This window comes from Telmatobacter sp. DSM 110680, from assembly GCF_039994875.1.
GTDB lineage: Bacteria > Acidobacteriota > Terriglobia > Terriglobales > Acidobacteriaceae > Telmatobacter.
On the sequence record NZ_CP121196.1, the window covers coordinates 3,276,719 to 3,301,658 of the forward strand.

A 24,940-nucleotide genomic window follows, 5' to 3' on the forward strand; every position below is an offset into this window, starting at 1 on the left:
CACTCTCACCTAACCTCTCCGCACTCAAAGTCAGGTCCTGAATCATGCCAGGAATTACAGGTTTAATTACCAAACGACCCCGTAGCTGGGCTGAGCCGCAGCTCCTTAAAATGGTGCAGGCACTTCGGCACGAGTCGTTTTATCGCGTTGGGACATGGATCGACGAATCGCTCGGCGTGTACGTGGGCTGGACGGTGATCGAAGACTCCTTTGCCGATGGCATGCCGCTACGGGACAGCCAACGTGATCTGACATTGATTTTCTCCGGAGAGGAGTACGGTCACCGGAGTGCAGCCGAGAAAGGGGATCAGAGCCAGGCCGCTTTTCTATTACGCCTCGCTGCCAGCGATCAAAACTTTGCATCGCGACTCAACGGGCTGTTTCACGGTCTTCTGGCGGACTCTATCGAGCAAACGGTCACGCTTTTTAATGACAGATATGGCATGCACCGGCTCTGCTACCACGAGTCAAAGGAGGCCTTCTATTTCGCGGCTGAAGCAAAGGCAATCTTGGCGGCTCGTCCGGATTTACGCGTGCCGTCTCCGCAGGGATTGGGCGAATTTCTGGCCTGTAGCTGCGTACTTGAAAACCGAACCATCTTCAGAGACATCGCCGTTATCCCCGCAGCTTCGCGCTGGATATTTCGCAATGGAGAGTTGAAGCAACGGGAGACGTACTTCGATCCGAAAGAGTGGGAGGAACAAGCATCGGTTGATGCGGAGTCCTACTATCAAGGACTGCGCGCATCGCTAGAGAAAGAACTTCCCAGCTACTTTGACGGGCCGCAGCAAACCGGAGTCGCGCTGACCGGGGGAATGGATACTCGCGTAATCCTGGCACAGTATCGGGCTGCTGCCGGATCGCTGCCGACGTACACCTTCGGCGGCATGTTTCGGGACTGCCGGGATGTTCAGATTGCTCGCAAGGTTGCGGAAGTCTGCAATCAAACTCACCAGGTGATCACGGTTGGCGACGAGTTCCTTAAGCGATTCCCGCACTATGCAGAGCGGACCGTTTATCTGACTGAAGGAGGCGTGGATGTCTATCGCGCTTCGGATCTTTATGTCAGTGAAAAGGCCCGACATATCGCGCCGGCGAAAGTCGTGGGCACGTACGGCAGCGAGATTGTGCGTCATGCAGTGATGTTCAAGCCCATGCTGCCGGCGGACGGACTTTTTCGCGGCGAATTGATTTCCAGCGTTCGTCAGGCATATGAGACTTATGCTGAAATTCGTCGCTGCCACCCGGTAACCTTCGCAGCTTTCCGGCAGTCGCCGTGGTATCACCACGGAGTATTGGCTCTCGAGCAGACGCAACTGACAGTGCGCTCGCCGTTTTTGGACAATGACTTCGTGGCCGCAGTTTATCGTGCGCCCGCTACCATGTCGCCGAACGAGGACGTGCGGCTTCGGCTCATCGCGGACGGCAGCGCAGCGTTGCGTCGAATTCCCTCCGATCGTGGAGTGGGCGGAACTCTCGGTCCGATGTCGTCTGCTCTCGCGCGAGCTTATTTTGAGTTCACCTTCAAGGCGGAATACGCCTGTGACTACGGTATGCCGCAACTGGCAGCCCGTATGAATTCCTGGGTTGCGCCCCTGCATCTCGAGAGAATTTTCCTGGGTCGCCACAAGTTCCTTCACTACCGAGTTTGGTATCGCGACAAGCTCGCGAAATACGTACAGGAGATTCTGCTAGATCCGCGCACGCTTTCGCGGCCATTCCTGGATAGCAAGAATGTTGAGGCGATGGTTACGGGGCACGTACGCGGAAATCGCAACTCGACAACTGCAATCCATAAGTTGCTGACGACTGAGTTGCTGTTCCGGCAGTTCTTCGACGCGCAATCGATCGAAAGTTCAGATGCGGAGCTAAACGCCACCGCACAGGCTCTTTGATGCAGACTTTACAAGACAAAAGGGGAGCAGAAGAAGCTGCAGTTCGCGGGCCCGTGTCTGAAGGCCATGAGAAATTCCCATCGAATGTGCCGACGCGTCTGACACCGCTGAATGTTGCGCTGCTGACCGGCGGCCAGGACCGTCACTACGCGGTAGGTTTGGCAACTGCGTTGATGGAACAGGATGTACATCTCGAAGTGATCGGCAGCGATGAAGTAGACGGTCCCGAATTTCAAGGAAATCCACGTGTGCGGTTTTGTAATCTTCACGGCAGCCAGACAACGGCGAGCCTAGCTCGTAGGGTCGAGAGAATCGTTTTCTTTTATGCCCGGCTCATTCATTATGCAGCGACGGCGAAGCCAAGAATATTCCACATCCTCTGGAACAACAAACTGCCGGTGTTCGATAGAACGCTGCTGATGTTGATCTATAAGTTATTGGGAAAGAAAGTCCTGTTTACGGCCCATAATGTCAATGCCGGACGGCGCGATAGGAAAGACTCATGGCTGAACCGCGCCACTCTGAAATTCCAGTACAAGCTTTTGGATCATCTCTTCGTTCATACAGAGAAGATGAAGGACGAATTGATAGGCGAGTTCGGAGTCAAAGCCGAGAAGATTACCATCATTCCTTACGGTGTCAACAACGCCGTTCCTTTTACGGAGCTTACTCGAGAAGAGGCTCGGCGAAAACTCGGACTGAGAAATGACGAGAAGACGATCCTGTTTTTCGGAGCCATCAAGCAGTACAAAGGGCTCGAGTATCTAGTGGCCGCGTTTCAGCAGATTGCAGCGCAGGGAGATTACCGGCTGATCATTGCAGGCGAGCGCAAAAAGGGTTGCGAGGAATACTGGCGATCCATTCAGCAGACGATCGATCAGCACCCCACCAGGGACAAAATCCTGCAGAGGATCGAGTTTATTCCGGATATTGAGACGGAGACCTATTTCAAAGCTGCGGATGTCGCCGTTTTGCCGTATACCGAAATCTTCCAGAGCGGAATTCTGTTCCTGTCGTATTCATTTGGCCTGCCAGTGATCGCAACAGACGTCGGTTCCTTTGCGGATGATGTCATCGAGGGCAGAAACGGTTTCATTTGCAGACCCCGAGATCCAGATGATTTAGCAACGGCCCTTCGGCAATATTTTGGGTCTGAACTCTACGAGAACTTGAATACGCGTCAGCAGGAAATTCGCGATTTGGTCCAGACCGAGCACACTTGGGACCCTGTGGGGGCAATCACAAGAAACACTTACCGACAGCTACTTGACAGTACCGGCCCATAACGGGACATTTGTTACCCGGCTGAGACATGCGGCCATACAGACAGACCAACTGCGTGTATTTTCGTCTAGTAGTGCGTAAAAATTACAACTTGGAGGGAGGCAATGGCTCGCTAACATGATGAGATAGAGGGGGTTAGTGTTTGGAACTCCAAGTGCCACTCATACAAGAAAATGTCAACGGATAGATCGTCGATGACCTTCTAGTTCCACTCGCAAACTCAGGGCCAGGCGGTTGCAGCAGCCAAAACCTTAGTTTGGGAAGAGATGGTTACTTTGGTCGCGTATGGCGGTTACCAAATGGGCACTTTTCTGCTAGAGTGGGCTTTCCATTAGTCTAGCGGCTCAAGAATTCTGAAACGGAGTAGTTCAAGATGAAGTTTGTACGTCGCCATTTTCGTAGTCTTCTTTTTTCCGCCCTTATATTAGTTCTGAATGCAACTGCAAGCGTTTCGCATGCACAGCAACCGTGGTCTGGCATTCTCAGCCCGAGCCGTGCCGTAAATTGGTCAAACGTGGGTGCGGCGATCCCCACAAACAGGACGCAATGTGGTTCGACGGTAGCAGCGGGGACTTCTGCGGCCACCATCAATTCAGATTTGTCTGGGTGTGCATCGGGAACCTATTTACTTCTGGGTTCGGGCACGTTCAATCTAAGCGCCGGTCTGGTGCTGCCAGCGAATGTAACCCTACGAGGGAGCGGAGCGAAAAGCACATTTCTGGTGTTCTCCAGCGGGTTTAATTGCCGTGGCCAGAACGTGAATATCTGTGCGGCATCTGCAGACACGAACTATTGGGGTGGCCCCTCGAACTCGGCAACGTGGCGAGGTGCCAGTACAAGTAGCACTGTGAATTCTGGGACCTATACGCAGGGTGGCTCCTATATTTCGCTCTCTAGCGTAACCAACCTTCAAATAGGAAAACCGCTGATTCTTGACCAGATTGACGATCAATCCGACAACGGCGGCCTGTATGTTGGTTGCGAATATCCAGACGGCTCGGCAACCTGCTATTCGCAGGCAGGCCCCAACGGGTTCGAGCGCGGATCGGGGTCACTCTCAACGATTCGCGGGCAGCAGCAGATGGTGAAGGTAACCAGCATCTCAGGAAGCGGACCGTACACCGTGGGTATCACGCCTGGAATTTATGCTGCAAATTGGCGTTCGAGCCAATCCCCGCAGGCCTGGTGGGCGACCAGTCCGATCGAGAACGTAGGAATTGAAAACCTCTCTATCGACTCAACTGGCGATCTCAACGATGCAGTTCTTTTCTTTAACTGCCAGAATTGCTGGGTGAAGGGAGTTCGCAGTGTCGTGACCTCCGGGACTGTTGGCACAGGGTGGTTCCACGTGGGCATGTGGTTAAGCAATCACGTCACTGTTCGGGATTCGTATTTCTACGGAACTGGAGGCGATTCCTACGTTGTTTCGGTTGGAATCGGCAGCGACAATCTGGTGGAGAACAACATTATGCAGTACCCGAGTTACTACCAGCTTTACAACTCGGACTGCGAAGGCTGTGTCGCTGGATATAACTTCTCCGCATCAACGCTCTTTCAAACAGGAAACTCAAATTGGCTGGAGCAGCCAAGCGGGTTTCATGGAACGGTCCTCTATTCACTCTCTGAAGGGAATATCAGCGCAGGCCATTACGGAGACAGCTTTCACGGCACGCACGATCTCGATACCTTCTTCCGCAACAGAATGGATGGACGAGAACAGGACGGCGGGACAGCGACAACTTCAAACACTCTGCCGGTAATCATCTTCCCTGGTTCGCGCTATTACAACCTAGTCGGAAACGTTCTGGGCACGGTTGGATATAACACGGCTTATAAGTGCGGCTCAAGTTGCCCCAGTTTCGAAACATCGATCTACGACTTCGGCCAAGGCTACAGCATGAGCGATCCTCTGTCAGCATCTACAACGCTGCTGTGGGGTAATTGGGACTCGGCGAACAACGGCGTTCAGTGGAACTCTTCGGAAGTTCCCAGCAACCTATCTTCCTACGGCAACGCGGTTCCATCCAGCCATACGCTACCTGCATCGTTCTACTACTCTTCCACGCCGTCGTGGTGGCCTTCAGGAAAGGTATGGCCTCCCATAGGCCCTGATGTCACCAGCGGCAATGTAGGGCAATGCAGCGGCGGAACAAATGATTCAAACGAAGTGATTTCTTCAAAGTCGGGGCAGTGCTCAGGCGGATCATTTAAGGCTCTTGCCACTGTGACCAGCAACCCGGCAATGGATTGCTACTTTAATAACATGAGCGGTGTCGCGAATGGTATGGGCGGCCCGCTTAGCTTCGATCCGAGTGCCTGTTATGGAAGCGGATCGGGAAGTGGCTCCAATAATCAACCTGGAGCTCCGATCGCGCTCTCAGCGTCAGTTCAGTAGTCTTCCGATGACTTTCCTGGATGCGCGCTCTCGCGCGTCCAGGACCACTTCTTGGATCAATTAGTCGATCAAACTCACACACGTCTCTCGCGGTGGATGGGAATATTGGTAGTTTATGCCGCGGCAGGTTTGCCTGCATCGCGACGCCTCACATCAGCATTTTTAACTGTCGAATTCCAACGGAATACCTTGAAACCGCTAGACTCCCGGGTAACCGGTGGCCCTGTTGGCCTTGCACACAGTGGCATGGAGACAGCAGACTAATCCTCGCTCACTGAGCGTCGCCGAAAGCATTCGCCCATTCTCCATACATAAGCTGAAAAATGCCATCTCAAACGTCGGTAGCTGACTCTTGGGAACGCTATTGAGATGCGCTCCAGCCAGAGTATTGCAATCATGAAAAGCATCAGCGACAGCACGCGCGTGGAAGGAATTGAACGGAAGGCTGCGATTGGGTTGGCCGGGCCAACACGCATCGACGCGCTCGATTTCACAAAGGGTGCGCTTGTCCTTTTTATGGTTTTGTACCATTGGATTAACTACTTCATCGGACCGGGATGGCCGTACTATCGCTATCTGCGATTTCTGACCCCATCTTTCATCTTCATTACCGGATTCATGATTTCAAGTGTTTATCTGACGAAGTATGATGCTAGAGATCCTCGCCTCTGGAAGAGGCTCTCTATTAGGGGAATCAAGCTTCTTTTCATATTTATCGCCCTTAACGTGATTCGAGAGTGTATTTTGACCCTATCGTCCACGAGCGTAATCTGGGCAAATCTCACGAAATCCTCAAACCTCTCGGCAATCTTCCTCGTAGGGGATTCCACCAGTAAGATCATTGCCTTTTATATCCTGATTCCTATCTCTTATCTGCTTATAGTTTCCGGAATTCTTTTGTTTGTGCAACGAACGTTTAAGAGTAAGCATGTGTTTTTCTCAGCTTGCCTTTTAATGGTGGCAGTGCCGATCGGGTTGGCTTTCGTCGACATCAAAGCTCAGAATATGGAGATCGTCAGCATTGGTGCTCTTGGCATTCTTTCTGGCTTTCTGCCCCTAGCTGACATCAATACAGCGACTAAACATTTCCCGCTGATTGTATTAGCGTATCTGCTGTACATTGGCGCGATTACGCTCTGGAATGTTCCCTATCTGCTCGAGGTCGCTGGTACAGTGCTAAGCGTGATGATGCTCTACAGCATTGGCAACCGAGAGCTCCCCGTTAAAAGAATCGCAGCAGGTGTCATTCTCCTAGGCAAATACTCGCTATTCGGATACATTTCGCAAATTGCGATCTTGCAAGTGCTGCAGATACTTTCGCATCGTCTAAGAGTAATGACGCTTCCGTGGATGCTTGTGTCGTTTGCTGCCGCTTTCGCGTTGACGTTTTTCAGCGTGAAGGCATTGGACCGCGTCAGGAGAACCAGCGTTACTGCAAACGGACTATATAAGGCGGTGTTCAATTGAACGTGTGCAGAGAGATCTTGGTGTGGTGCGGATCGCAATCCTGTATGGAGGATGCCGAGCATTTTAACTCCGAAATGCTTAGTCGATGCCATCGGTGGTGTCTTTTGAGGAGTTGCACTCGATGAGCGCGCAGGTAGCTATATTTCTTTGCTGTGTTGGAGTCGGGGGACTCTTTTATCTCAACCGCGATCCGTCGACACGCAATTCGAAAGCACTTTGGATTCCAATCACTTGGATCTTGCTAGCTGGGTCAAGATCTGTGACGGATTGGTTTGGACTTGGGCATCCTGATGGTCTTGCAGGAACTCTGGAAGGAAGTCCAGTTGATGCAGCCGTGTTTGCAGCTCTTGAGGCCGCGGGGATCTTCGTTCTTATAAGTCGCAAAGGCAAAGCGAAGGCCTATCTGCTTCTTATTCTTCCTTTGTTAGCTTATTCAGCGTACTGCCTTATCAGTGCATCCTGGTCCCCATTCCCAGTTCCTGCAGTTAAGCGCTGGACGAAGGATGTGGGAGATATGGCAATGGTGCTGGTTGTGCTTACAGATCCCAGACCGGTAGCGGCGATCCGACGGGTATTTTCAACAGTCGGCTTCATTCTTCTTCCGTTCTCGATCGTGTTGATCCGCTACACGATGTTAGGCCGTACCTGGGATGCTGACGGAGCTTTAGCCATCGTCGGCGTCACGGATAACAAGAATGCACTCGGACTCATCGTCTACCTTGTATCCCTTGGAACCGTGTGGACCGTCTTGAGCCTAATGGCGAACAAAAGCGTACGGAATAGGAACCGAAAGCTTCTCGCGCAGGGTGTGCTGCTATTGTGCGGATTGATGATTCTGGGAACTGCACATTGTTCAACTGCCATTGCGTGTTTCATCCTCGGTGGAAGTGTTCTACTCGTAACTCGACTGCGGGCGATCAGCCACCATCCCCTTCGGATACACGTGCTGGCCTTAGCCCTCTTTGCGTGCGGAGGAGCCACACTGTTTGGAGGAAGAGATGAGGTTGCGAGTACCCTCGGAAGGGCCTCTACCCTTACAGGTCGAACCGACATCTGGCATGCACTTCTCCCAGCAGTATCAAATCCAATAATGGGTGTTGGTTTCGACAGTTTCTGGACCAGCCCCAATGCCACGCTCTTCCATCAAAACCTCAACTTGCTGCACTGGTACCACGCCGAGTACATAAACGAGGCCCATAACGGGTACCTTGAGGTCTACTTGAATCTGGGATGGATAGGTATTGTTTTGATGTCCACGATTCTAATCGGCGGATATTTGCGCGCGAATAAGGCGTTTCGACGCGACCCAATCGTCGGCAGTCTCTTTTTGGCGTTCATTATCAGCGGAGCATTCTACTGCATAACCGAGGTTGGGTTCAGGACGCTCAGCCCGATGTGGATATTCCTGCTGCTCTCGTATGTAGGGGCTAGTGGAGCACAAGCGGGACTTTTCGGCGCGGAGACAAAGAAGAGCGCCGTGATTCCTGGCGCCCGAACGGGTCTTCGACCGAGCATCTTCGATTGGAAACCAGAGAAGCAAGTAGCGAAGCCGGCTGAAACAACTCATGCCGCGTCAAACTGAAGGTCGTCGGCCTTTTGCTTCTTTCTTTACAACTGAACACAAGTTCAAATCCTTTGTAATTGATTGAGTTAGTTGATGGCCTGGCAAAGCAACATCGTTGCACCGGATCCGGCGTGTAGCTCTGTTCACATGGAGGCAGAAGAGAAGGTGCGAGTGAACTTGCTGAATCCGCTAAAACCCCGATCAACGCATGGGTTTGGCAGGCTTGAGGCGATGAGTCTCATCGTATACAGCGTAATCCTTATATGGGCAGTTTCTCATCACGCAGCCTGGTACGATGAGGCGCAAGCATGGCTTCTTGCACGCTCTTGTACGCTCGCAGATCTTTTCTATCAACGCCTCCACTATGAAGGGCACCCGGGACTCTGGTATTTGTTGCTATGGGTCGAGGCTCGATTGCATGCTTCATACCAGTGGATGCAGTACATTGCCGTCTTTATTGCCGTATCTGGCATGTACGTCTGGCTGCGATTCAACCCGCTTCCTCGAGTCTTGTCGCTTCTTCTTCCCTTTACGTTCTTCTTTCTATATCAATATGCAGTGATTGCACGGAGCTACGTCCTACTCCCTTTACTGGCCTTTAGCCTGATGGCGCTTTATCAGAATAGGCAAAGCAGCCCCTGGTTGTTTTGTATCGTCGCCAGCCTTCTAGCCAATTGTCAATTGCACATGCTCGCTGTAGCAGTCGGGCTTGCCGGATTGTATGGTTACGACCGATGGAAACTGTTGAGACAGCGTGAAACTCCATTCGCCGCGCGTCAATTTGCAGCGCCCCTTCTCTGCATGCTGCTTTCTGTTGGAATCGCCACAGCAACGGCTTGGCCGGCATTCGATGGGAGCGCCGCGTCTGGACCTGTGGTCGACTTGCTCCGTGGTCATGCAGCGACACCGGTGCAAACCGCACCCGAACTCTCAGATTCTCAATCTTCTTTGAAAGCGCGCTTCGTTCGGCGCATTCTCGCCAATCACCCGCGGGAAGCTAAATGGATGGAAGGCCGCCTCAGTTCCCGAGGTTTGACCACACAGGCATTATTAGAAGATTTGCTCGAGAGAGCGGAGGCCTTGGTTATTGGGATCACTGTCCCCGTCTCGACCTCAAACGCTCTAGCGGTGATCTTTCTTCTATTACTCGCGGTCAATTTGTGGGCTGAGCGGCTCTTGATCGCTCTTTTGCCATGGGCGCTTGTGCTTCTTGCTTTCTTCGTCATTTGGGGTAGGTCGCATCACACGGGAGTCGTATGGGTCGCCATTGTTTGTTCGCTGTGGATGATCTCACTGCGGCCAGTACCCAACGACTGGGTCTCACATCTGCGGACGTCATTGTATGCGTTCTCACTTCTACTCTTTGTGCTCCAGATTGGTTGGACTGTCCATTGTCTTTCTTCTGAAATTCATTCACCCTATTCTCCTGACAAAGACACTGCAAGATATCTAGAGCAGCTTCCGAAGGGAGCGCGCGTTGCCGCATTTGATTACGACTCGGTCACGGTAAATGCGTGGCTTCCGCGGTCGCTCTATGTCAACCATCATTTTGATTACGCCTTGTCAAATAGGAACACTGAATTAATATCGAACATGAACCGCACCCTTACAACACGCCCTGATTATGTAACGATCGCTGAATACATCGAAACGGCACCGCCATACAACACATCGACTCGTACAACAGCGCCAAGAGTGACAAGATACGATCCTCCAGATATGCCTAATAAACTGGAGGAGCTTGGATATCGCGAAACCAATCGGTTCTGCGGGGAGCATGTATTCCGTAACTATTCTGAATTTACTGAATGCCGATTGATCTACAGGTTGGAAAACGCGGGTCTTTAGCTGAAGTCGTAACTAAACGACTTTTGATTCGAATTGAGGGCGTATTTTTTGCTCGACTCGGCCAAAAATGGTAGTAGTCGCTCCGTGATACTCGAAGATGTGCGCGACTTCACATCGGGAAAAGTCCGCGTGAACTCGGGCCCCAAAGAGCTGAAATCGCTTGATTCGCCGGTTTCTACTTCGAAGCGTCTGTCGTCACTTGACGGGATTCGTGCGATCTCAATTGCTCTTGTGATTGGACGACACCTTGCCGCCCCGCGCGGATGGTGGAAGTCTGCTCAATTCTTGATTGGAGACTATGGTCGCCTCGGCGTGGTCGTATTCTTCGTAGTTTCCGGGTTTCTGATTACATCCTTGCTAATCTCAGAGTATGAGCTCAATGGCAGTGTTTCGCTCAAGCTGTTTTATGCTCGAAGAGCCCTGCGAATTTTTCCAGCGTCTTACAGTTATCTATTAGTTGTCACTGCCATGTGGTTTGCGGGCTTCATTCATCTGACAAAGGCAGATTTCTGGTGCGCCGTAACTTATACGATGAACTACTTGCCGGGCAGATCTTGGCAGGTCGGCCATTTATGGTCACTATCAGTTGAAGAACAGTTCTATCTACTCTGGCCTGTGACATTCGTGCTCCTGAAACGGCGAAGATCGACTTGGGTTGCAGGGAGCATGATCTTGGTGGCAGTTGTCGCCCGTGCCGCAAGTCGACTCTTTCTAAAGGGCACAGTATTCTACGAGCTTGAGATGTTTCCGATGGTGGCCGATAGCCTTGCTGTAGGTTGTGTGTTGGCACTGTTAAGAGGATGGCTAGAAGATCAACGATGGTATCTAGAGCTCTTTAGGCCCGGATGGTCAATTTGTCTGCTCGCCTTAGCTTTAGGTTTGAATCGCTATCTTAGCTACTCGGCCGTGGATCGGACGATCGGCATGTGCGTGATCAATATTGTTCTGGCGATCCTGATTCACCGATCTGTCTATCGCCCGGGCGACTTATTTGGACGAGCGTTGAACTGGAGACCGATAGTTCTAATCGGTGTGTTGTCCTATTCCCTTTATCTTTGGCAACAGCTCTTTCTCGATTTCAATTCTGTCTCATGGATGACGCGGTTTCCTCAGAATATTTTGCTCACGGTTGCGACGGCTCTCACATCTTATCTCGTTATTGAGAAACCGCTTTTGGGATTGAGACGAAGGTTACATGCATAGATGACGCAGAGGTCTACCGTGCGGACAACATTTCCAAGAAGAGGGAGCGTGCAGTGACGGGACCAACTGCAGAATTCGGATCAGGAGCGAGGGAATGAAGTTAAATGTAAAAGTAGAAAATATCTTGAGGATGCTTGTGCAACGATACGGTTCTGAGAGTGCGAAACGGCATCTGTGGAATAGAGAGTTTTCATCCGGAAAATGGAATTGCCTCGATAACACGGGAGAAGAAAGTATTGGCAGCTACCTCGAGAAATACGCGAAACACGGTGCAATTCTTGACTTGGGTTGCGGCACGGGCGCGACGGGGATTGGATTGAACACCTCTTCCTATAGTTTTTATACTGGCGTTGATATCTCTGACGCTGCAATCAACAAGGCAAGGACAAAAGCTATTGAAGCGGGCGTTGCGGACCGGCGAGAATACTGCGTCGCCGACATCCTGACGTATGTTCCAAAACGCCAATATAACGTCATTTGTTTCGGAGACTCGATCTACTATATTCCGTTCACGAAAATCGTACCGATGCTCTCGCGATATATGCCTTATCTGAGCGAGACCGGTGTTTTTGCAGTTCGCTTGTTCGACTCGAGCGGCAAACTACAGCACATTATCAACCTCATCGAAGGGCACTACATGGTGATAGAAAAACACTTGAGCGACCAGAGCCACGTTTGCAACATTATTTTTGGAAAGATGAGGGATGACGGAAGCTAATTCATCTGTCGCGAGAGCTAGTAATCAGGAGCTGGTCAGACAAGACGCTTCAGCTGCCCGGAAAGGCATCCGGATCTGCTCATTCTGTCATCGTCTAATTGCTTCAAGTGGAATCTGTGAAATGGAATCTTCTGGCGCACCATCTTTGATTTACCAAACATGAAAAACTACGACAAAAGTGGATCGACAGGCCGCAAGCTTTTAATGGGGTCGATCTTTCGGATCGCGAACCTTGCCGGTGCAGTTGCTAGTTCGCTGTTCTTGATGCCGCTAATTGTGCATCACCTCGGCGACCGTGTTTATGGGTTTTGGTCTTTGGCGTGGACGTTTATTGGATATTATGGGCTGCTGGATTTTGGCCTTTCGAGTGCGGTTTCACAGTATCTGTCTATTGCGATCGGACGCAAAGACGAGGCTGAGAGTCAAGCGGTATTCAACACCGCACTCCGACTTCAGTCAATTCTCGGTGTCGTTGCGCTTGCGATAACGGTAGGGTTAGCAGCGGCGACACCACTTTTATGCCACGATCCAAACGACGCTGCATTCTTCTGGAAGGTTATCGTTGTACTCGGGATTAACGCGGCAATCAGTTTTCCCGTCAGGGTGTACACCGGGATTCTTGAGTCAGAACTTCGATTCGACGTCCAATCTGGGCTAGACTTTCTCGGATTAGTGCTTCGTACCGGATTGATAACGTGGGCCGTGCTGAGCGGAGGTGGGTTGCTCGCCCTGGCTTTAGCCTCTCTCGTCGGTGCGATCCCAATCGTGGTGCTTCAGGTTGCTCTGGCGCGACGAGAATCTCCTTGGGCTCGCATCAGCCGTACACCATTCGACCGCAAGCGATCAAAGGCATTTCTTTCCTACAGCATCTATACATTCATTGCAACTTCAGCCGATACGCTGCGCTATCAACTCGATCCACTAGTGATTTCAGCGTTCATTGGGCTGGTCGCCGTTACCCATTATCGGATCGCAGGTGTTTTTGCGAGGTATTATGTCGAGGCGCTTCTGGCATTGATGAGGTTGTTCCAACCTCTCCTCAGCCGGCATCACGGTGCTGGAGACGACGAGGCCGTTGAGCGAGTTTTTTACTTCGCCACAAAAGTGACGCTTTCTGTATCTGTATTCATTTGCGCTGTGGTCATTGCCTACGGAAAGCCATTCATTGCGCTATGGATGGGCGTGAAATATCAAGACGCTTATCCAGCAATGGTTGTCCTTTCGATTGCGGTCTTCCTCGACGTCTGCCAAAGCCCGTCGGTGGGGTTGCTCTATTCAACGTTCAATCATAAGTACTACACCTACATGAATCTGGCAGAAGGGCTCCTGAATCTTGCCTTCAGCATTGCGTTGGTTCGTCCTATGGGAATTCTTGGTGTGGCGACGGGCACGTTGGCAGGGGCCCTTGCTATTAGGGTCGTTGTTCAGCCGATTGTCGTGTGTAAGTCGAGCCACATATCTTACCCCGTTTATGTCCGATTTTTGGCAGGCAATATACTGCGATTTGGGGTATTGATGGGGGTATCCTTACTCATCCTGGCCTCGCATAGCGTTTCGAGCTACACATGGCTGGTGGGATTAGTCTCTGTCACAACCAGCGTATACGCGGCCGGATGCTGGATCTTTGGATTTAGTGGATCAGAGCGCGGCCAGGTAACCAAAGCAATCAGTTATCGAAGACAGAACCGCTTCACCCCGATTACTCCGGCAGCAGCCGAAGAATAAAGGTTGGCGTTCGGCGAGAGATGCACGGGCAGAGCCGGAGGGTAAGGTGTATACAGACAATCTTGTCTCTATTGTTACTAGCGTTTTTAACGGCGAGCGTTTTTTGGCGCAGGCAGTCGAGAGCGTCCTGCGTCAAAGTTTCCGTAACTTCGAGTTCATTATTATCGATGACGGCTCGACGGACTCAACGGGTTCAATTCTGGAGCGATATAGTCAACAGGACGAACGAATACGAGTCTTCAGGCAAGAGAATCTCGGTCTGATCGCGTCCTTAAACAGGGGATGCCGTCTAGCCTCGGGCCAATACATTGCTCGGATGGATGGCGATGACGTCGCTCTAGCAGAGCGGCTGGAAAAGCAAGTTGAGTTTATGAAAGCGAACCCTTCAATCGGCCTGCTTGGTGGAGCCGTGGAATTTATAAGTGCACAAGGTCAGCCGCTTTCGATATCCGGAAACCCAACAACAGACACGGAGATTCGAAAGGCTCTTAAGTACAGCTCTCCTTTCTGGCACCCGACGGTGATGATGCGGAGAGAAGCATTTGAACTTGTGGGAGGGTACAGAATGGCTTTTGTCCAGGCGGAGGATTATGACATGTGGCTGAGGATCGCCGAGAATTTCAAGGTGGCGAATCTTAGCACGGTATTGGTTCAATATAGGCTCCACCCTCATCAAGTATCGGTTCTTCACCGCAAAAAGCAAATTATCAGTTCGCTTGCTGCGAGAGCGTCAGCGGACGAGAGAGCAAAGGGAAATCTCGACCCTTTTGACGCGGTCGAACACATCACAGACGATTTGCTCACCAGTCTGGGAATTAGCGAATCAGTGCAACAAAAGGAGCTTATAAAAAATTACGTATGGACGATACGAAACATGTGCAATACGGGTGAATATCAAACTGCCTCGGCGCTTATGTTGCAGCTCCAGCGCAGCCAGGAGGCGAACAGGCTAGAATCGCGAACCGATGCGGATCTCTCCCTGTTGGCCGCGCGAATTTACCTAGACGAGGCGAGGGTTTGGAAAGCATTAGCAAGCGTCGTCCGAGCGCTATTTTTGCGTCCGCTGATATTCGGAAGTTTGGTTTTGCAAGTGGTGGGATGGACGCGAAAAAGAAACTTGACGGTTGCGAGACGGAACGCCACAAGTTGAGAGAATCGTTGCAATTCGGCCAATATTCAATCGGCCTGCAGGCTAGTCGCGTTCAAGCGCCCGGGTATCGGCTTTAAACGTGTCGGAAGATGCACAAGGATCCTTCCATCGCAATATGCAGACGGAACTAGAATCTCATCTTACGGCTTTGAGCCGAGTGGTTCAATTGAACATTGAGATGCTCATCCGAGAGTTGAGTGATCTCGCGTAAACGTAGTAACTCAAAACAATGATCCCTAAACGCATTATCCAAACCGGCAAAGTCTTTCCGCAATCGCTGAGAATTAAGGCGATGGTGAGCAACCTCCGTCTGCTTAATCCGGATTTTGAATACGTGTTTTTTGATGATCCTGCAGTCGAGACGTTCATCGATACAGAATTCCCGCAATACAGAGCTGTCTTTGATGGATTCAAGTTTGCAATCCAGCGGTTTGATTTTTTCCGTTACTTGGTGGTCTATCGATTTGGGGGGTTCTACTTTGATCTGGACGTTCTGCTCGCCCATAGTCTGTCTCCTCTCTTGGAATACGAGAGCGTCTTCTCATTTGAGGGCCTGACCTTTAGCCGTTACTTGCGCGACAGATACAACATTGATTGGGAAATTGGGAATTATGCCTTTGGAGCCGCGGCAGGTCATCCGTTCCTGCTGGCTGTCATTGAGAACTGCATAAGGGCTCAGGCGGATCCCGATTGGGCGAAGCCTATGTTGCGGGATGTGCCTCCGCTATCGAAGGAAGAGTTTTTCGTTCTCTATACCACTGGCCCGGGGATGGTTACCCGCACTCTTGCTGAACAAGCAGAATTAGGCAAGACCGTGAAGGTGTTATTTCCCGAAGACGTATGTGATCTAAGGAGTTGGAATCACTTCGGTGAATTTGGCGTACACATGATGGATGCTACGTGGCGGCTGAACAAGGGTCGCCTGCGCAGGCGGCTGGCGGGTTACCTTGAAATCCGTAGACTGCGCCGTCTGATGGAGGAAAACCGCGCACTAGGAAGGACGAGAAAGCACAACTATCTCGGAAATGCGGAGGGCAAATCCGAAAGCCCACGCGCAGGGAACTCCACGATTCCTCTGGTCTCGATTCTCATTCCAGCTCATAACGCAGAAAACTGGATTGCTGAGACCTTGCGTTCCGCAATTTCACAAACGTGGCCCAATACCGAGATTATTGTGGTTGACGATGGTTCGATAGACAGAACCGGCGAAATTGCACGTTCATTCGAGGAGGATGGTGTTCGTGTCTTTCGCCAACCCAATCAAGGCGCCGCGGCTGCGAGGAATACTGCATATTCGCTGTGCCACGGCGATTATATTCAGTGGCTCGATGCAGACGATTTGTTGGCGCCAGAGAAAATCTCAAAACAAATGGAGCTAGTCCAGGGCGAAGATGGAAAGCTGACTGCGCTTTCTTCTGAATATGGCACTTTCATGTACCGGACTGATCGATCGCAATTTAACCCCTCGGCACTGTGGTGCTGCTTGACACCTGTGGAGTGGCTTATCCGTAAGATGGGACAGAACCTCTATATGCAAACTGCCACGTGGCTGATTAGTCGCGAACTTTCGGAAGCCGCAGGGCCGTGGGACTCTAGTCTGTTTTGTGACGACGACGGCGAGTATTTCTGTCGCGTTTTAATGGCAAGTGATGGAGTCCGCTTTTGCCCAGGTGCCAGGGTCTACTATCGATCGTTTGGCTTCGATTCCATGAGCTATGTGAGCAACTCACCAAAAAAGCTTGAGGCCCATTGGCGTTCGATGAAGTTGCATATTCGCTACTTGCGGCTTATGGAAGATAGCGACCGTGTAAATACGGCGTGCCTTCGATATCTTCGAAACTGGCTTATCTGTTATTACCCTGAATGGTCTGAGATTGTAAAAGAGGTACAACAAATTGCTGCGGAATTGGGCGAGCCTCTAGGGACGCCGACTCTCTCATGGAAATACTCGTGGATGCAGAAGACCTTTGGATGGCGTGTGGCAAAAACTGCACAGCGTCGGCTCAGAAGGCTGCGGTGGCTGACAGAAAAGCGGTGGGAGAGAGTACTTCTTGCATTATCCAGACAACCCAACTTGAAGGATGGATGGCTGTAGCTGCTAACGCGAAACAATAGCTGACGATGGACGGCAGCATAAGTACGAGCAACGAAGCTTACCGAATCAACAAGATCTAAAGAACAGAGATTAGGTCGGATCGAAAGGAACGGTTGTGAGAGTTAGTATTTTCGGGCTGGGTTATGTAGGAACTGTTTCGGCTGGATGTATGGCGTCAGAAGGCCATGAGGTGGTAGGAGTGGATTTGGTCCCAGCCAAGGTGGATTTGATCAACCGAGGACAGTCACCAATTATTGAGAAGGACATCGGCCAGATTATTGAAGCCGAAGTAAAGCGGGGAAACTTGCGGGCAACAAGTGACGTCGCGGCGGCAATCTCCGCGACAGACTTGTCGTTTGTATGCGTGGGTACGCCAAGCCAGCCAAATGGCAATCTTGACCTGCGTTACATTCGCCGAATCTGCGAACAGATCGGAGATGCGTTAAAGAATAAATTGTCGCGTCACGTCGTCGTAATCCGTAGCACGATTCTTCCTGGCACAATGCGTGGCATCATCATCCCTATATTGGAGGAATTTTCTGGAAAGAAGGCAGGCGTAGATTTCGGGGTGGGCAATAATCCTGAGTTCCTGCGAGAGGGTTCGGCAGTGAAGGACTTCCGCTTGCCGCCCAAAACTGTGATTGGTGAGCTCGATGGATCTTGTGGGGAGATGCTCGTCGACCTTTACAGCCGAATCGATGCGCCGTTCATCAAAACCGATTTAGAGACCGCAGAGATGATCAAGTATGTCGATAACAGTTGGCATGCGCTGAAGATAGGTTTCGCCAATGAAATCGGAAGTCTATGCAAGTCATTTGGCATTGATTCACACGCAGTTATGAACATTTTCTGCCAGGATCGAAAGCTCAATATCTCATCATCTTACTTGACGCCAGGCTTCGCATTCGGAGGATCGTGCCTTCCAAAGGATTTGCGTGCGATCTCGCATCAGGCCAAAATGCACGACCTGCAACTTCCAATTCTCACTTCAATCCTTCCCAGCAACGAGATCCAGATTGCGCGAGGACTGCAGATGATTATTGATAGCGGGCACATGCGGGTGGGCATTCTAGGCTTTAGTTTCAAGGCTGGAACAGACGATCTGCGGGAAAGCCCCGTCATTGAGGTAATAGAGCGGCTCATCGGTAAGGGCTTTGATCTACGCATCTACGACAAAAATGTGAACTTAGCTAGTCTTGTTGGTGCGAACCGGGACTTTATTCTCAATCGTATACCGCATATCTCTAAACTAATGGTTGCCGACGTCGCTACTGTGTTGAAGCATGCGCAGACTGTGGTGATTGGGAATAACGATCCTGAATTCGAACACGTTCCGGGCCAGCTCTCTGACAGCCAACATCTAATTGATTTTGTGCGGATAACCGAAGGGAAGAGCGGAAATGGTAGCTATGATGGCATTTGTTGGTGAGCGGTCGGAAGGTAAGCAAGCATATGCGGCGGAAATAGCAGAAGTCCGGCAATCCATTGATCGGCTTGCGGTCTGGCTGGAGACACATGACTATCGCGGCTACGACACATTTGACGGGTTGAGTTCGCCACTCCTGCGCCCTCTGACTTTTGAGACGAAATTCGGACGCACCGTATTGTTACAAGGTGTGCGCAGATTTCCGATCAATCTTCGGCCGCTCTTGCGAATTCCGGCGGAGAAATCCACCAAGGGGATGGGTTTTTTGGCGAGGGGATTTATTCGATTGCATCAAGCAACCGGCGAGCCGGCTTGGTCGGACAAGGCGAGATTTGCATTGCAGTGGTTAATCGATCACCAATCTGCGGGTTATAGCGGTGCATGCTGGGGCAATCACTTCGATTATCAGTCAAGAGGTTTTTATCTAAAGCGCGGTGTCCCAACCGTGGTATGGACATCGCTGATTGGTCATGCGTTTCTTGATGGTTATGACCATTTCAAGGATGACCGATACCTGGAGATCGCGATCAGTGCTTGCGAACATATAATGCGCGATGTAAAGACCTTCCCGGATGGCGAAGGGCGCTGCATTGCGTACGTCCCAGGCATGGACACCCAGGTGCACAACGCGAGCACACTTTCTGCGAGCCTGTTGGGGAGAACGTATTCCTATACAAAAAACGAATCCTACCGTGAATTAGCAAAGCAGGCAATTCAATACACGTCACAACACCAGAGGGAGAGTGGTGCCTGGTATTACGGTGAGCGCGAGGACATGCACTGGGTCGACAATTTCCACTCTGCATATGTACTCGACTGTTTCCTTCGCTACGAAGAAAGTACGGGAGACAAGCGCTTTCATGAGAGCATGATGAAGGGCTACAGATACTGGAAGGAAACGTTTTTTTGCGGGGACGGCACACCCCGATATTACGATCGCAAAACTCTTCCGATTGATATTCAATGCGCGTCGCAGGCGATCGATACCTTGGTGTACTTCAGCGATATAGACCAGAGTGCCTTAGATATGGCTGTGAGAGTTGCAAAATGGACTATCGCCCACATGCAAGACTCCAGCGGCTATTTTTACTATCGCCGCTACTCTTCACGCATAGTCAACAAAACACCTACGCTGCACTGGGGACAGGCCACTATGATGTGCGCTCTAGCCAATCTTTACAAATCGCTGAATGGAAAATCCAACCGTGCCTAAGATCAAAAAGGTCCTCATTATTGTTGAGAATATGTCGGTTCCTTTTGACGACCGCGTGTGGAAGGAAGCGACGACGTTGCGCAGCTCTGGCTATCAGGTATCTGTGCTGTGCCCTCGTGGCTACGGAAGCACCGCGACTTATGAATTGCTGGAAGGCGTCCATATTTACCGTCATCCTATGCCCGCAGAGGGAAACAGCGCCCTCGGCTTTATTTGGGAGTTTGGATGGGCGCTTATCTGGGAGTTCATTTTCGCGTGGTGGATATTTGCCCGGCGTGGCTTTCAAGTCATCCAGGGGTGCAATCCGCCAGACAATATCTTTCTGGTAGCGCTCCCTTTCAAATTGGTCGGGGTGAAGTATATCTTCGATCACCACGATGTTGTCCCGGAACTCTATCAATCAAAATTCGGCCAAAAGGGGGTTCTTTACAGGATTCAGGTAATGCTAGAGGCGCTTACATATCGCTTCAGTAATGTAGTGATGGCAACCAATGAAAGCTATCGACAGCTCGCGATAACGCGCGGCCATCGAGATCCCCAGAATGTGTTTGTGGTTCGTAATGGACCAGACTTGGTCAAGTTTAAAGCGGTTCAGCCGAATCCGAACTTGAAGTATGGCAAGCCATATCTCGTGGGATATGTGGGAAACATGAGCACCCAGGAGGGTCTCGAACTTCTCATTGAGGCCGCACAGCACATTAAGGAATCGGGGCGTCAAGACGTGCACTTCACATGTGTTGGCGGGGGGCCTGGACTTGCAACGCTACGAAAGATGGTCGAGGATCTTCATTTGGAGGATGTCATGAACTTCACAGGCCGCGTTCCGGTAGAACTCCTGCTTGAGATTCTATCGACGGCGGATGTGTGCGTGAATCCTGACAAGCCGTGCGCTATGAACGATATGTCCACAATGATCAAGATCATGGAGTACATGGCGTTGGCGAAGCCGATAGTTCAATTTGATCTGAAGGAGGGGCGGTACAGTGCCGAAAACGCTTCTCTGTACTGCGAAAATGACAAGCTCTCCGTCGGGTTGGCCGAGAAGATTCTTTGGCTATTGGATAATCCCGAGGAAAGAAAAGCGATGGGAGAGCGTGGCCGTGAACGAGTTGTGAAGGATTTGGCGTGGGAACACTCAGTGCCAAATCTTCTTGCGGCATATGAGCGTGCGTTCAGCGATTCTTCGGGCGGGGAAGTGACCGCGATGCCAAAAGAATCTGAATCAGAAGAGAGATGTTCCTGATTTTTGCATTGAACCTGTCTATCTCTTAGATGTGGCTGGCTCAACTATATGAGCGGACCCAACGAAAGCCGATCGCATCCGATCAAACTGGAAAACATGAGCGAACTAGTAATTGAGGCAGGTCGCACCGAGCGACAGTATTGGTTGGACCTTTGGCGCTATCGCGAGTTGTTTTATTTTCTTGCATGGCGAGATCTGCTTGTTCGTTATAAGCAAACAGTTGTGGGTATTAGCTGGTCTTTAATCCGTCCGCTCCTGACTATGTTGATCCTGAGCGTCGTATTCGGAAAACTGGGTAAAATGCCGTCCGGTGGAGTCCCTTATCCTTTGCTCGTGTTCTGCGGGATGCTTCCGTGGATGTTTTTTTCAACGTCATTGTCGGAGTGTGGGAACAGTCTTGTGCAGAACGCGTCGCTGATCTCGAAGATTTACTTTCCTCGCCTCGTAATCATCGTCAGCAGTGTGATAACGAGCTTTGTTGACTTTATGATCTCAGCAGGGTTTTTAGCTGCTCTGATGATGTGGTATCACTACAGGCCGCCTGTCGCAGTGGTGCTGCTACCTTTCTTGGTTCTACTTGCTTTTGGGGTTTCCCTTGGTGTTGGCTTGTGGATCGCAGCACTTATGGTTGAATATCGAGACTTTCGCATCATAGTGCCGTTTTTGGTTCAGTTCGGTTTGTACATATCTCCGGTTGGTTTTCAAAGCAGTGTGGTCCCGGCAAGATATCAGTTGCTCTTTTCCCTGAATCCGATGGTTGGCGTCATTGATGGTTTCCGCTGGTGTCTGTTGGGGACGCAAGGGCCTGCAATGTGGAGGAGCTTGACCGTTGCTCTGATCGACGTTGTGGTTCTTCTTGTTACTGGAATCTGGTACTTTCGAAAGACCGAACGAACCTTTGCTGACGTAATCTGACAGACTTTGAGCTTCTTATATGACTTCTCCATCCTCTGATCTTGCCATCAGAATTGAAAATCTCGGAAAGCGATACACCATTGGTCACAAGAGAGCCAACGGCGATGGATTGCGCCACGCGATTGAAGGTGCTCTTCGCTCGCCGGGCAAATGGTTCAAGCAATATCAGGAGAACAAGATGCGGGAGACCGACTTTTGGGCTCTGCGAGGTGTGTCTCTCGAAGTGAAACGGGGCGATGTGGTGGGGCTGGTTGGCCGCAACGGGGCGGGGAAGAGCACGCTGCTGAAGTTGTTGAGCCGGATTACGGCGCCGACCGAAGGACGAATTGTTCTCGACGGCCGTTTCGCCAGCCTGCTTGAGGTGGGAACAGGGTTTCACCAGGAGTTGACGGGGCGAGAAAATATCTTTCTTAACGGTGCAATTCTGGGTATGAGTCGCGCAGAGATCGTCCGCAAGTTCGATGAAATCGTTGCCTTCTCCGAGATTGAAGAATTCTTAGATACGCCCGTCAAACGCTACTCGTCAGGCATGTATGTTCGACTAGCGTTTGCAGTGGCGGCGCACTTGGATCCTGAAATTTTGATTGTTGATGAGGTGCTCGCGGTTGGTGATTCGGCTTTTCAAAAGAAGTGTCTTGGAAAGATGGGAAACTTCGCACAAAGCGGCAGAACGGTACTGTTCGTTAGCCATAATCTGGACGCGGTCCGAAGTTTATGTCAGAGAGCGATCTGGATGGAACGCGGGAAGGTTCGTAAAGACGGTGAAGTAAATGACGTTATTAGCTCATACTTTGACAGCACTTCGCGTGATTTCCTCTACTCTTGTTCAAATTCCGAATATGGTTTGGTCATCAAGAACGTGATTCTAAAAGACGATCGAGGCGAGATTAGTGGTCGGTTCCGACCCGGCGACGACCTGGTTGTCGAGATTTCATACGAGGCACAACAGCGGATCGAAGAACCTAACGTAGCATTGGGGATTTTGGGGGCTAACGGCCCATGTTTCACATCCAATATGCTGCTAGATGGACATCGGCCTACTTGCCTTGAAGGCGAAGGAAAGATAACGTGCAGATTCAAGTCAGTTCCCTTACTGCCTCAAAACTATCGAGTCAATATGAGCATCCGAGCCTCGAACGGAGTTGATCTGATTATCCGCTATCAGGAAGTTGCCCTATTTAGTGTGGTCGGGGATCTTGCCGATTTTGGATATAAAGGAGAATATTTAAAATGGGCACGCAACTCGACGCCTGTTGTCGTGCCTTATGAGTGGCTGTTACCTGACGGCACTCATGCAGCGGTGTCGTTGTCTCGGACGGTGGCGGCGTTGCAGGGATGAATTTACCGAAGTCTATCGATGCTTACTCATGTATCGTTTGGTGTCACCAGGGGAAAACCAAGCTGCTCAGAGAATACAGATGATCGATGCCTCAGCGCTCTCGGTTAGGACGGCGCCTAAAAAGCTATTCTTTATTGGTGACAATCGATGCAGCGTGAACTGGGGCCGCGGCGCTAGCATAGCTTTGACTCAGCTATTGGAAAAGACATTCGAATTCACTGGCCGAGTTACCGGAGAATCATTTGTGTTGGGAACTACCGATGCAGGTTACATCGATACGTTGATCCCACCTAAACATCATGGACTGTTCAAATATCTGTTTCAACGACGATGGCGTCGGCCCGTAAGCTGGTACATTCGGATCGAAGAGATGTGTGGGGCTCGTGATTTCATTTCTGAAGATCCCTCCGTCAGCATCGACAACCTCATGACTTACAAAAAGGGGCATGCTGAGCTAACTAGAATTTACGAACAAGCCAAGAATGCAGACATGATTGTGGTTGACGGCGATGGTGACATCATTTTTTCGACGCCGCCGCGACGAGAGACTCTCTTTATACTTGCCATGATCGAGCTTGGCATTCGATTGGGCAAGCCCGTCTTCCTTGTTAATTCGATGATTTCAGATTGTCCCTTGACGGGTAGAAATGTCGCGACCCTTGCGGCGGCAGGGCGTCTGCTTGCTCAATGTAAAGCTGTATCGCTTCGCGATCCAGAATCTCTGGAGTACGTTCAGAATGCGATGCCGCAAGTGAACTGCAGTCTGATTCCAGACTCGCTCTTCCTGTGGCATTCAATTTTCCAACCTGAGTCTTCGCACCCTCCAGTGAATGGCGATTTCTTGTTGCCGCATCCAGAGAGGGATGAGTACTGGGGCAAACTAGACTTTTCCAAGCCGTACGTATGCATCGGAGGCGGAGCGTTGGCCGCCACGGCACCCGATAGATCTGTTGAATGCTACTCAAGGCTTGTTGATGAGGTCAGGAAGCTCGGATGTCAAGTGTACTTGACCGAAAACGACGTACCAGATTCGTTTCTGCAACGAGTTGGAAAAGCGAAAGATGTTGGAGTTGTTCCAGTGGATGCACCTATACTCTCATGCGGCGCTGTTTTAGCGCACGCACGGTTATTCATTTCCGGACGATACCACCCGTCAATTCTTGCCTCGCTAGGCGGCACTCCTTGTATCTTTCTTGGATCTCATGCGCACAAGATGCGCAGCCTTTCACGAGTGCTTGAATATGACGATCAGGACGAGTTCAACGCGTTTCCAGATGAATCTGACTCGAAGGAGATTGTTGCGAGAGCGCGAAAGTATCTGGATCATGGCGCAGTGTTGCGAACCCGCATCTCGCAGGTAGCGAAGCGGCGCAGCGATGAAGCGGCGAGTTTGCCGGAGTTTCTTATGCGTCATATGGACAATTGAGCGGTGTGGATCGCGAGATCATCTGAGAATGAGC

General features: G+C 50.9%; 17 protein-coding genes. All 17 read left to right on the forward strand.

What is annotated here, in order from left to right; translation table 11 throughout:
* Nucleotides 1–110: 110 nt before the first annotated feature.
* The 17 genes from P8935_RS13540 (at nt 111) to P8935_RS13620 (ending at nt 24,906) form a co-directional block, all read left to right on the forward strand.
* On the forward strand, nt 111–1,895 hold the full coding sequence (locus P8935_RS13540) for a hypothetical protein (protein ID WP_348260826.1): 1,785 nt from the start codon (nt 111–113) through the stop codon (nt 1,893–1,895).
* Entirely contained in the window at nt 1,895–3,181 is a 1,287-nt protein-coding gene (locus tag P8935_RS13545; RefSeq protein WP_348260827.1) for a glycosyltransferase family 4 protein, read from the forward strand. The genes P8935_RS13540 and P8935_RS13545 overlap by 1 nt, the downstream gene beginning before the upstream one ends.
* 371 nt (nt 3,182–3,552) lie before the next feature.
* On the forward strand, nt 3,553–5,574 hold the full coding sequence (locus P8935_RS13550) for a hypothetical protein (protein WP_348260828.1): 2,022 nt from the start codon (nt 3,553–3,555) through the stop codon (nt 5,572–5,574).
* Nucleotides 5,575–5,970: 396 nt separating this feature from the next.
* Nucleotides 5,971–7,041, forward strand: coding sequence for a hypothetical protein (locus tag P8935_RS13555; RefSeq protein ID WP_348260829.1), 1,071 nt, complete (start codon nt 5,971–5,973; stop codon nt 7,039–7,041).
* Nucleotides 7,042–7,162: 121 nt separating this feature from the next.
* On the forward strand, nt 7,163–8,623 hold the full coding sequence (locus P8935_RS13560) for an O-antigen ligase family protein (RefSeq protein WP_348260830.1): 1,461 nt from the start codon (nt 7,163–7,165) through the stop codon (nt 8,621–8,623).
* 75 nt (nt 8,624–8,698) lie between these two features.
* The gene (locus P8935_RS13565; protein ID WP_348260831.1) at nt 8,699–10,453 is read left to right on the forward strand and encodes a hypothetical protein; all 1,755 of its coding nucleotides are present in this window, start codon (nt 8,699–8,701) and stop codon (nt 10,451–10,453) included.
* A 48-nt stretch (nt 10,454–10,501) separates the two neighbouring features.
* A complete protein-coding gene (locus P8935_RS13570) occupies nt 10,502–11,656 on the forward strand; it encodes an acyltransferase (protein ID WP_348260832.1) in 1,155 nt (384 codons plus the stop codon).
* Nucleotides 11,657–11,750: 94 nt separating this feature from the next.
* Nucleotides 11,751–12,374, forward strand: coding sequence for a class I SAM-dependent methyltransferase (locus tag P8935_RS13575; RefSeq protein WP_348260833.1), 624 nt, complete (start codon nt 11,751–11,753; stop codon nt 12,372–12,374).
* 159 nt (nt 12,375–12,533) lie between these two features.
* A complete protein-coding gene (locus tag P8935_RS13580) occupies nt 12,534–14,099 on the forward strand; it encodes an oligosaccharide flippase family protein (protein WP_348260834.1) in 1,566 nt (521 codons plus the stop codon).
* 46 nt (nt 14,100–14,145) lie between these two features.
* Complete coding sequence (locus P8935_RS13585) at nt 14,146–15,249, forward strand: glycosyltransferase (protein ID WP_348260835.1); 1,104 nt, start codon at nt 14,146–14,148, stop codon at nt 15,247–15,249.
* Between the two features lie 229 nt (nt 15,250–15,478).
* Entirely contained in the window at nt 15,479–17,344 is a 1,866-nt protein-coding gene (locus P8935_RS13590; protein WP_348260836.1) for a glycosyltransferase, read from the forward strand.
* A gap of 115 nt (nt 17,345–17,459) precedes the next feature.
* Nucleotides 17,460–18,773: a nucleotide sugar dehydrogenase gene (locus tag P8935_RS13595; RefSeq protein ID WP_348260837.1), complete on the forward strand. Its 1,314-nt coding sequence runs from the start codon at nt 17,460–17,462 to the stop codon at nt 18,771–18,773.
* Nucleotides 18,754–19,983 (forward strand): hypothetical protein, encoded by a 1,230-nt coding sequence (locus P8935_RS13600; protein WP_348260838.1) that lies wholly within the window; start codon nt 18,754–18,756, stop codon nt 19,981–19,983. The genes P8935_RS13595 and P8935_RS13600 overlap by 20 nt, the downstream gene beginning before the upstream one ends.
* A complete protein-coding gene (locus P8935_RS13605; RefSeq protein ID WP_348260839.1) occupies nt 19,976–21,226 on the forward strand; it encodes a glycosyltransferase family 4 protein in 1,251 nt (416 codons plus the stop codon). Before P8935_RS13600 ends, P8935_RS13605 begins: the two co-directional genes overlap by 8 nt.
* A gap of 96 nt (nt 21,227–21,322) precedes the next feature.
* Nucleotides 21,323–22,141 (forward strand): ABC transporter permease, encoded by an 819-nt coding sequence (locus P8935_RS13610; protein WP_348260840.1) that lies wholly within the window; start codon nt 21,323–21,325, stop codon nt 22,139–22,141.
* Between the two features lie 19 nt (nt 22,142–22,160).
* On the forward strand, nt 22,161–23,480 hold the full coding sequence (locus P8935_RS13615; RefSeq protein ID WP_348260841.1) for an ABC transporter ATP-binding protein: 1,320 nt from the start codon (nt 22,161–22,163) through the stop codon (nt 23,478–23,480).
* Between the two features lie 28 nt (nt 23,481–23,508).
* The gene (locus P8935_RS13620; RefSeq protein ID WP_348260842.1) at nt 23,509–24,906 is read left to right on the forward strand and encodes a polysaccharide pyruvyl transferase family protein; all 1,398 of its coding nucleotides are present in this window, start codon (nt 23,509–23,511) and stop codon (nt 24,904–24,906) included.
* Nucleotides 24,907–24,940: the final 34 nt, after the last annotated feature.

Excerpts from the sequence above, each read along its gene's own strand:
- P8935_RS13615 (WP_348260841.1), top strand. The coding sequence starts at position 22,161 with ATGACTTCTCCATCCTCTGATCTTGCCATCAGAATTGAAAATCTCGGA.
- P8935_RS13555 (WP_348260829.1), top strand. The coding sequence starts at position 5,971 with ATGAAAAGCATCAGCGACAGCACGCGCGTGGAAGGAATTGAACGGAAG.
- P8935_RS13620 (WP_348260842.1), top strand. The coding sequence starts at position 23,509 with ATGTATCGTTTGGTGTCACCAGGGGAAAACCAAGCTGCTCAGAGAATA.
- P8935_RS13580 (WP_348260834.1), top strand. The coding sequence starts at position 12,534 with ATGAAAAACTACGACAAAAGTGGATCGACAGGCCGCAAGCTTTTAATG.
- P8935_RS13590 (WP_348260836.1), top strand. The coding sequence starts at position 15,479 with ATGATCCCTAAACGCATTATCCAAACCGGCAAAGTCTTTCCGCAATCG.
- P8935_RS13540 (WP_348260826.1), top strand. The coding sequence starts at position 111 with ATGGTGCAGGCACTTCGGCACGAGTCGTTTTATCGCGTTGGGACATGG.
- P8935_RS13600 (WP_348260838.1), top strand. The coding sequence starts at position 18,754 with ATGATGGCATTTGTTGGTGAGCGGTCGGAAGGTAAGCAAGCATATGCG.
- P8935_RS13575 (WP_348260833.1), top strand. The coding sequence starts at position 11,751 with ATGAAGTTAAATGTAAAAGTAGAAAATATCTTGAGGATGCTTGTGCAA.
- P8935_RS13565 (WP_348260831.1), top strand. The coding sequence starts at position 8,699 with ATGGCCTGGCAAAGCAACATCGTTGCACCGGATCCGGCGTGTAGCTCT.
- P8935_RS13560 (WP_348260830.1), top strand. The coding sequence starts at position 7,163 with ATGAGCGCGCAGGTAGCTATATTTCTTTGCTGTGTTGGAGTCGGGGGA.
- P8935_RS13610 (WP_348260840.1), top strand. The coding sequence starts at position 21,323 with ATGAGCGAACTAGTAATTGAGGCAGGTCGCACCGAGCGACAGTATTGG.
- P8935_RS13545 (WP_348260827.1), top strand. The coding sequence starts at position 1,895 with ATGCAGACTTTACAAGACAAAAGGGGAGCAGAAGAAGCTGCAGTTCGC.
- P8935_RS13550 (WP_348260828.1), top strand. The coding sequence starts at position 3,553 with ATGAAGTTTGTACGTCGCCATTTTCGTAGTCTTCTTTTTTCCGCCCTT.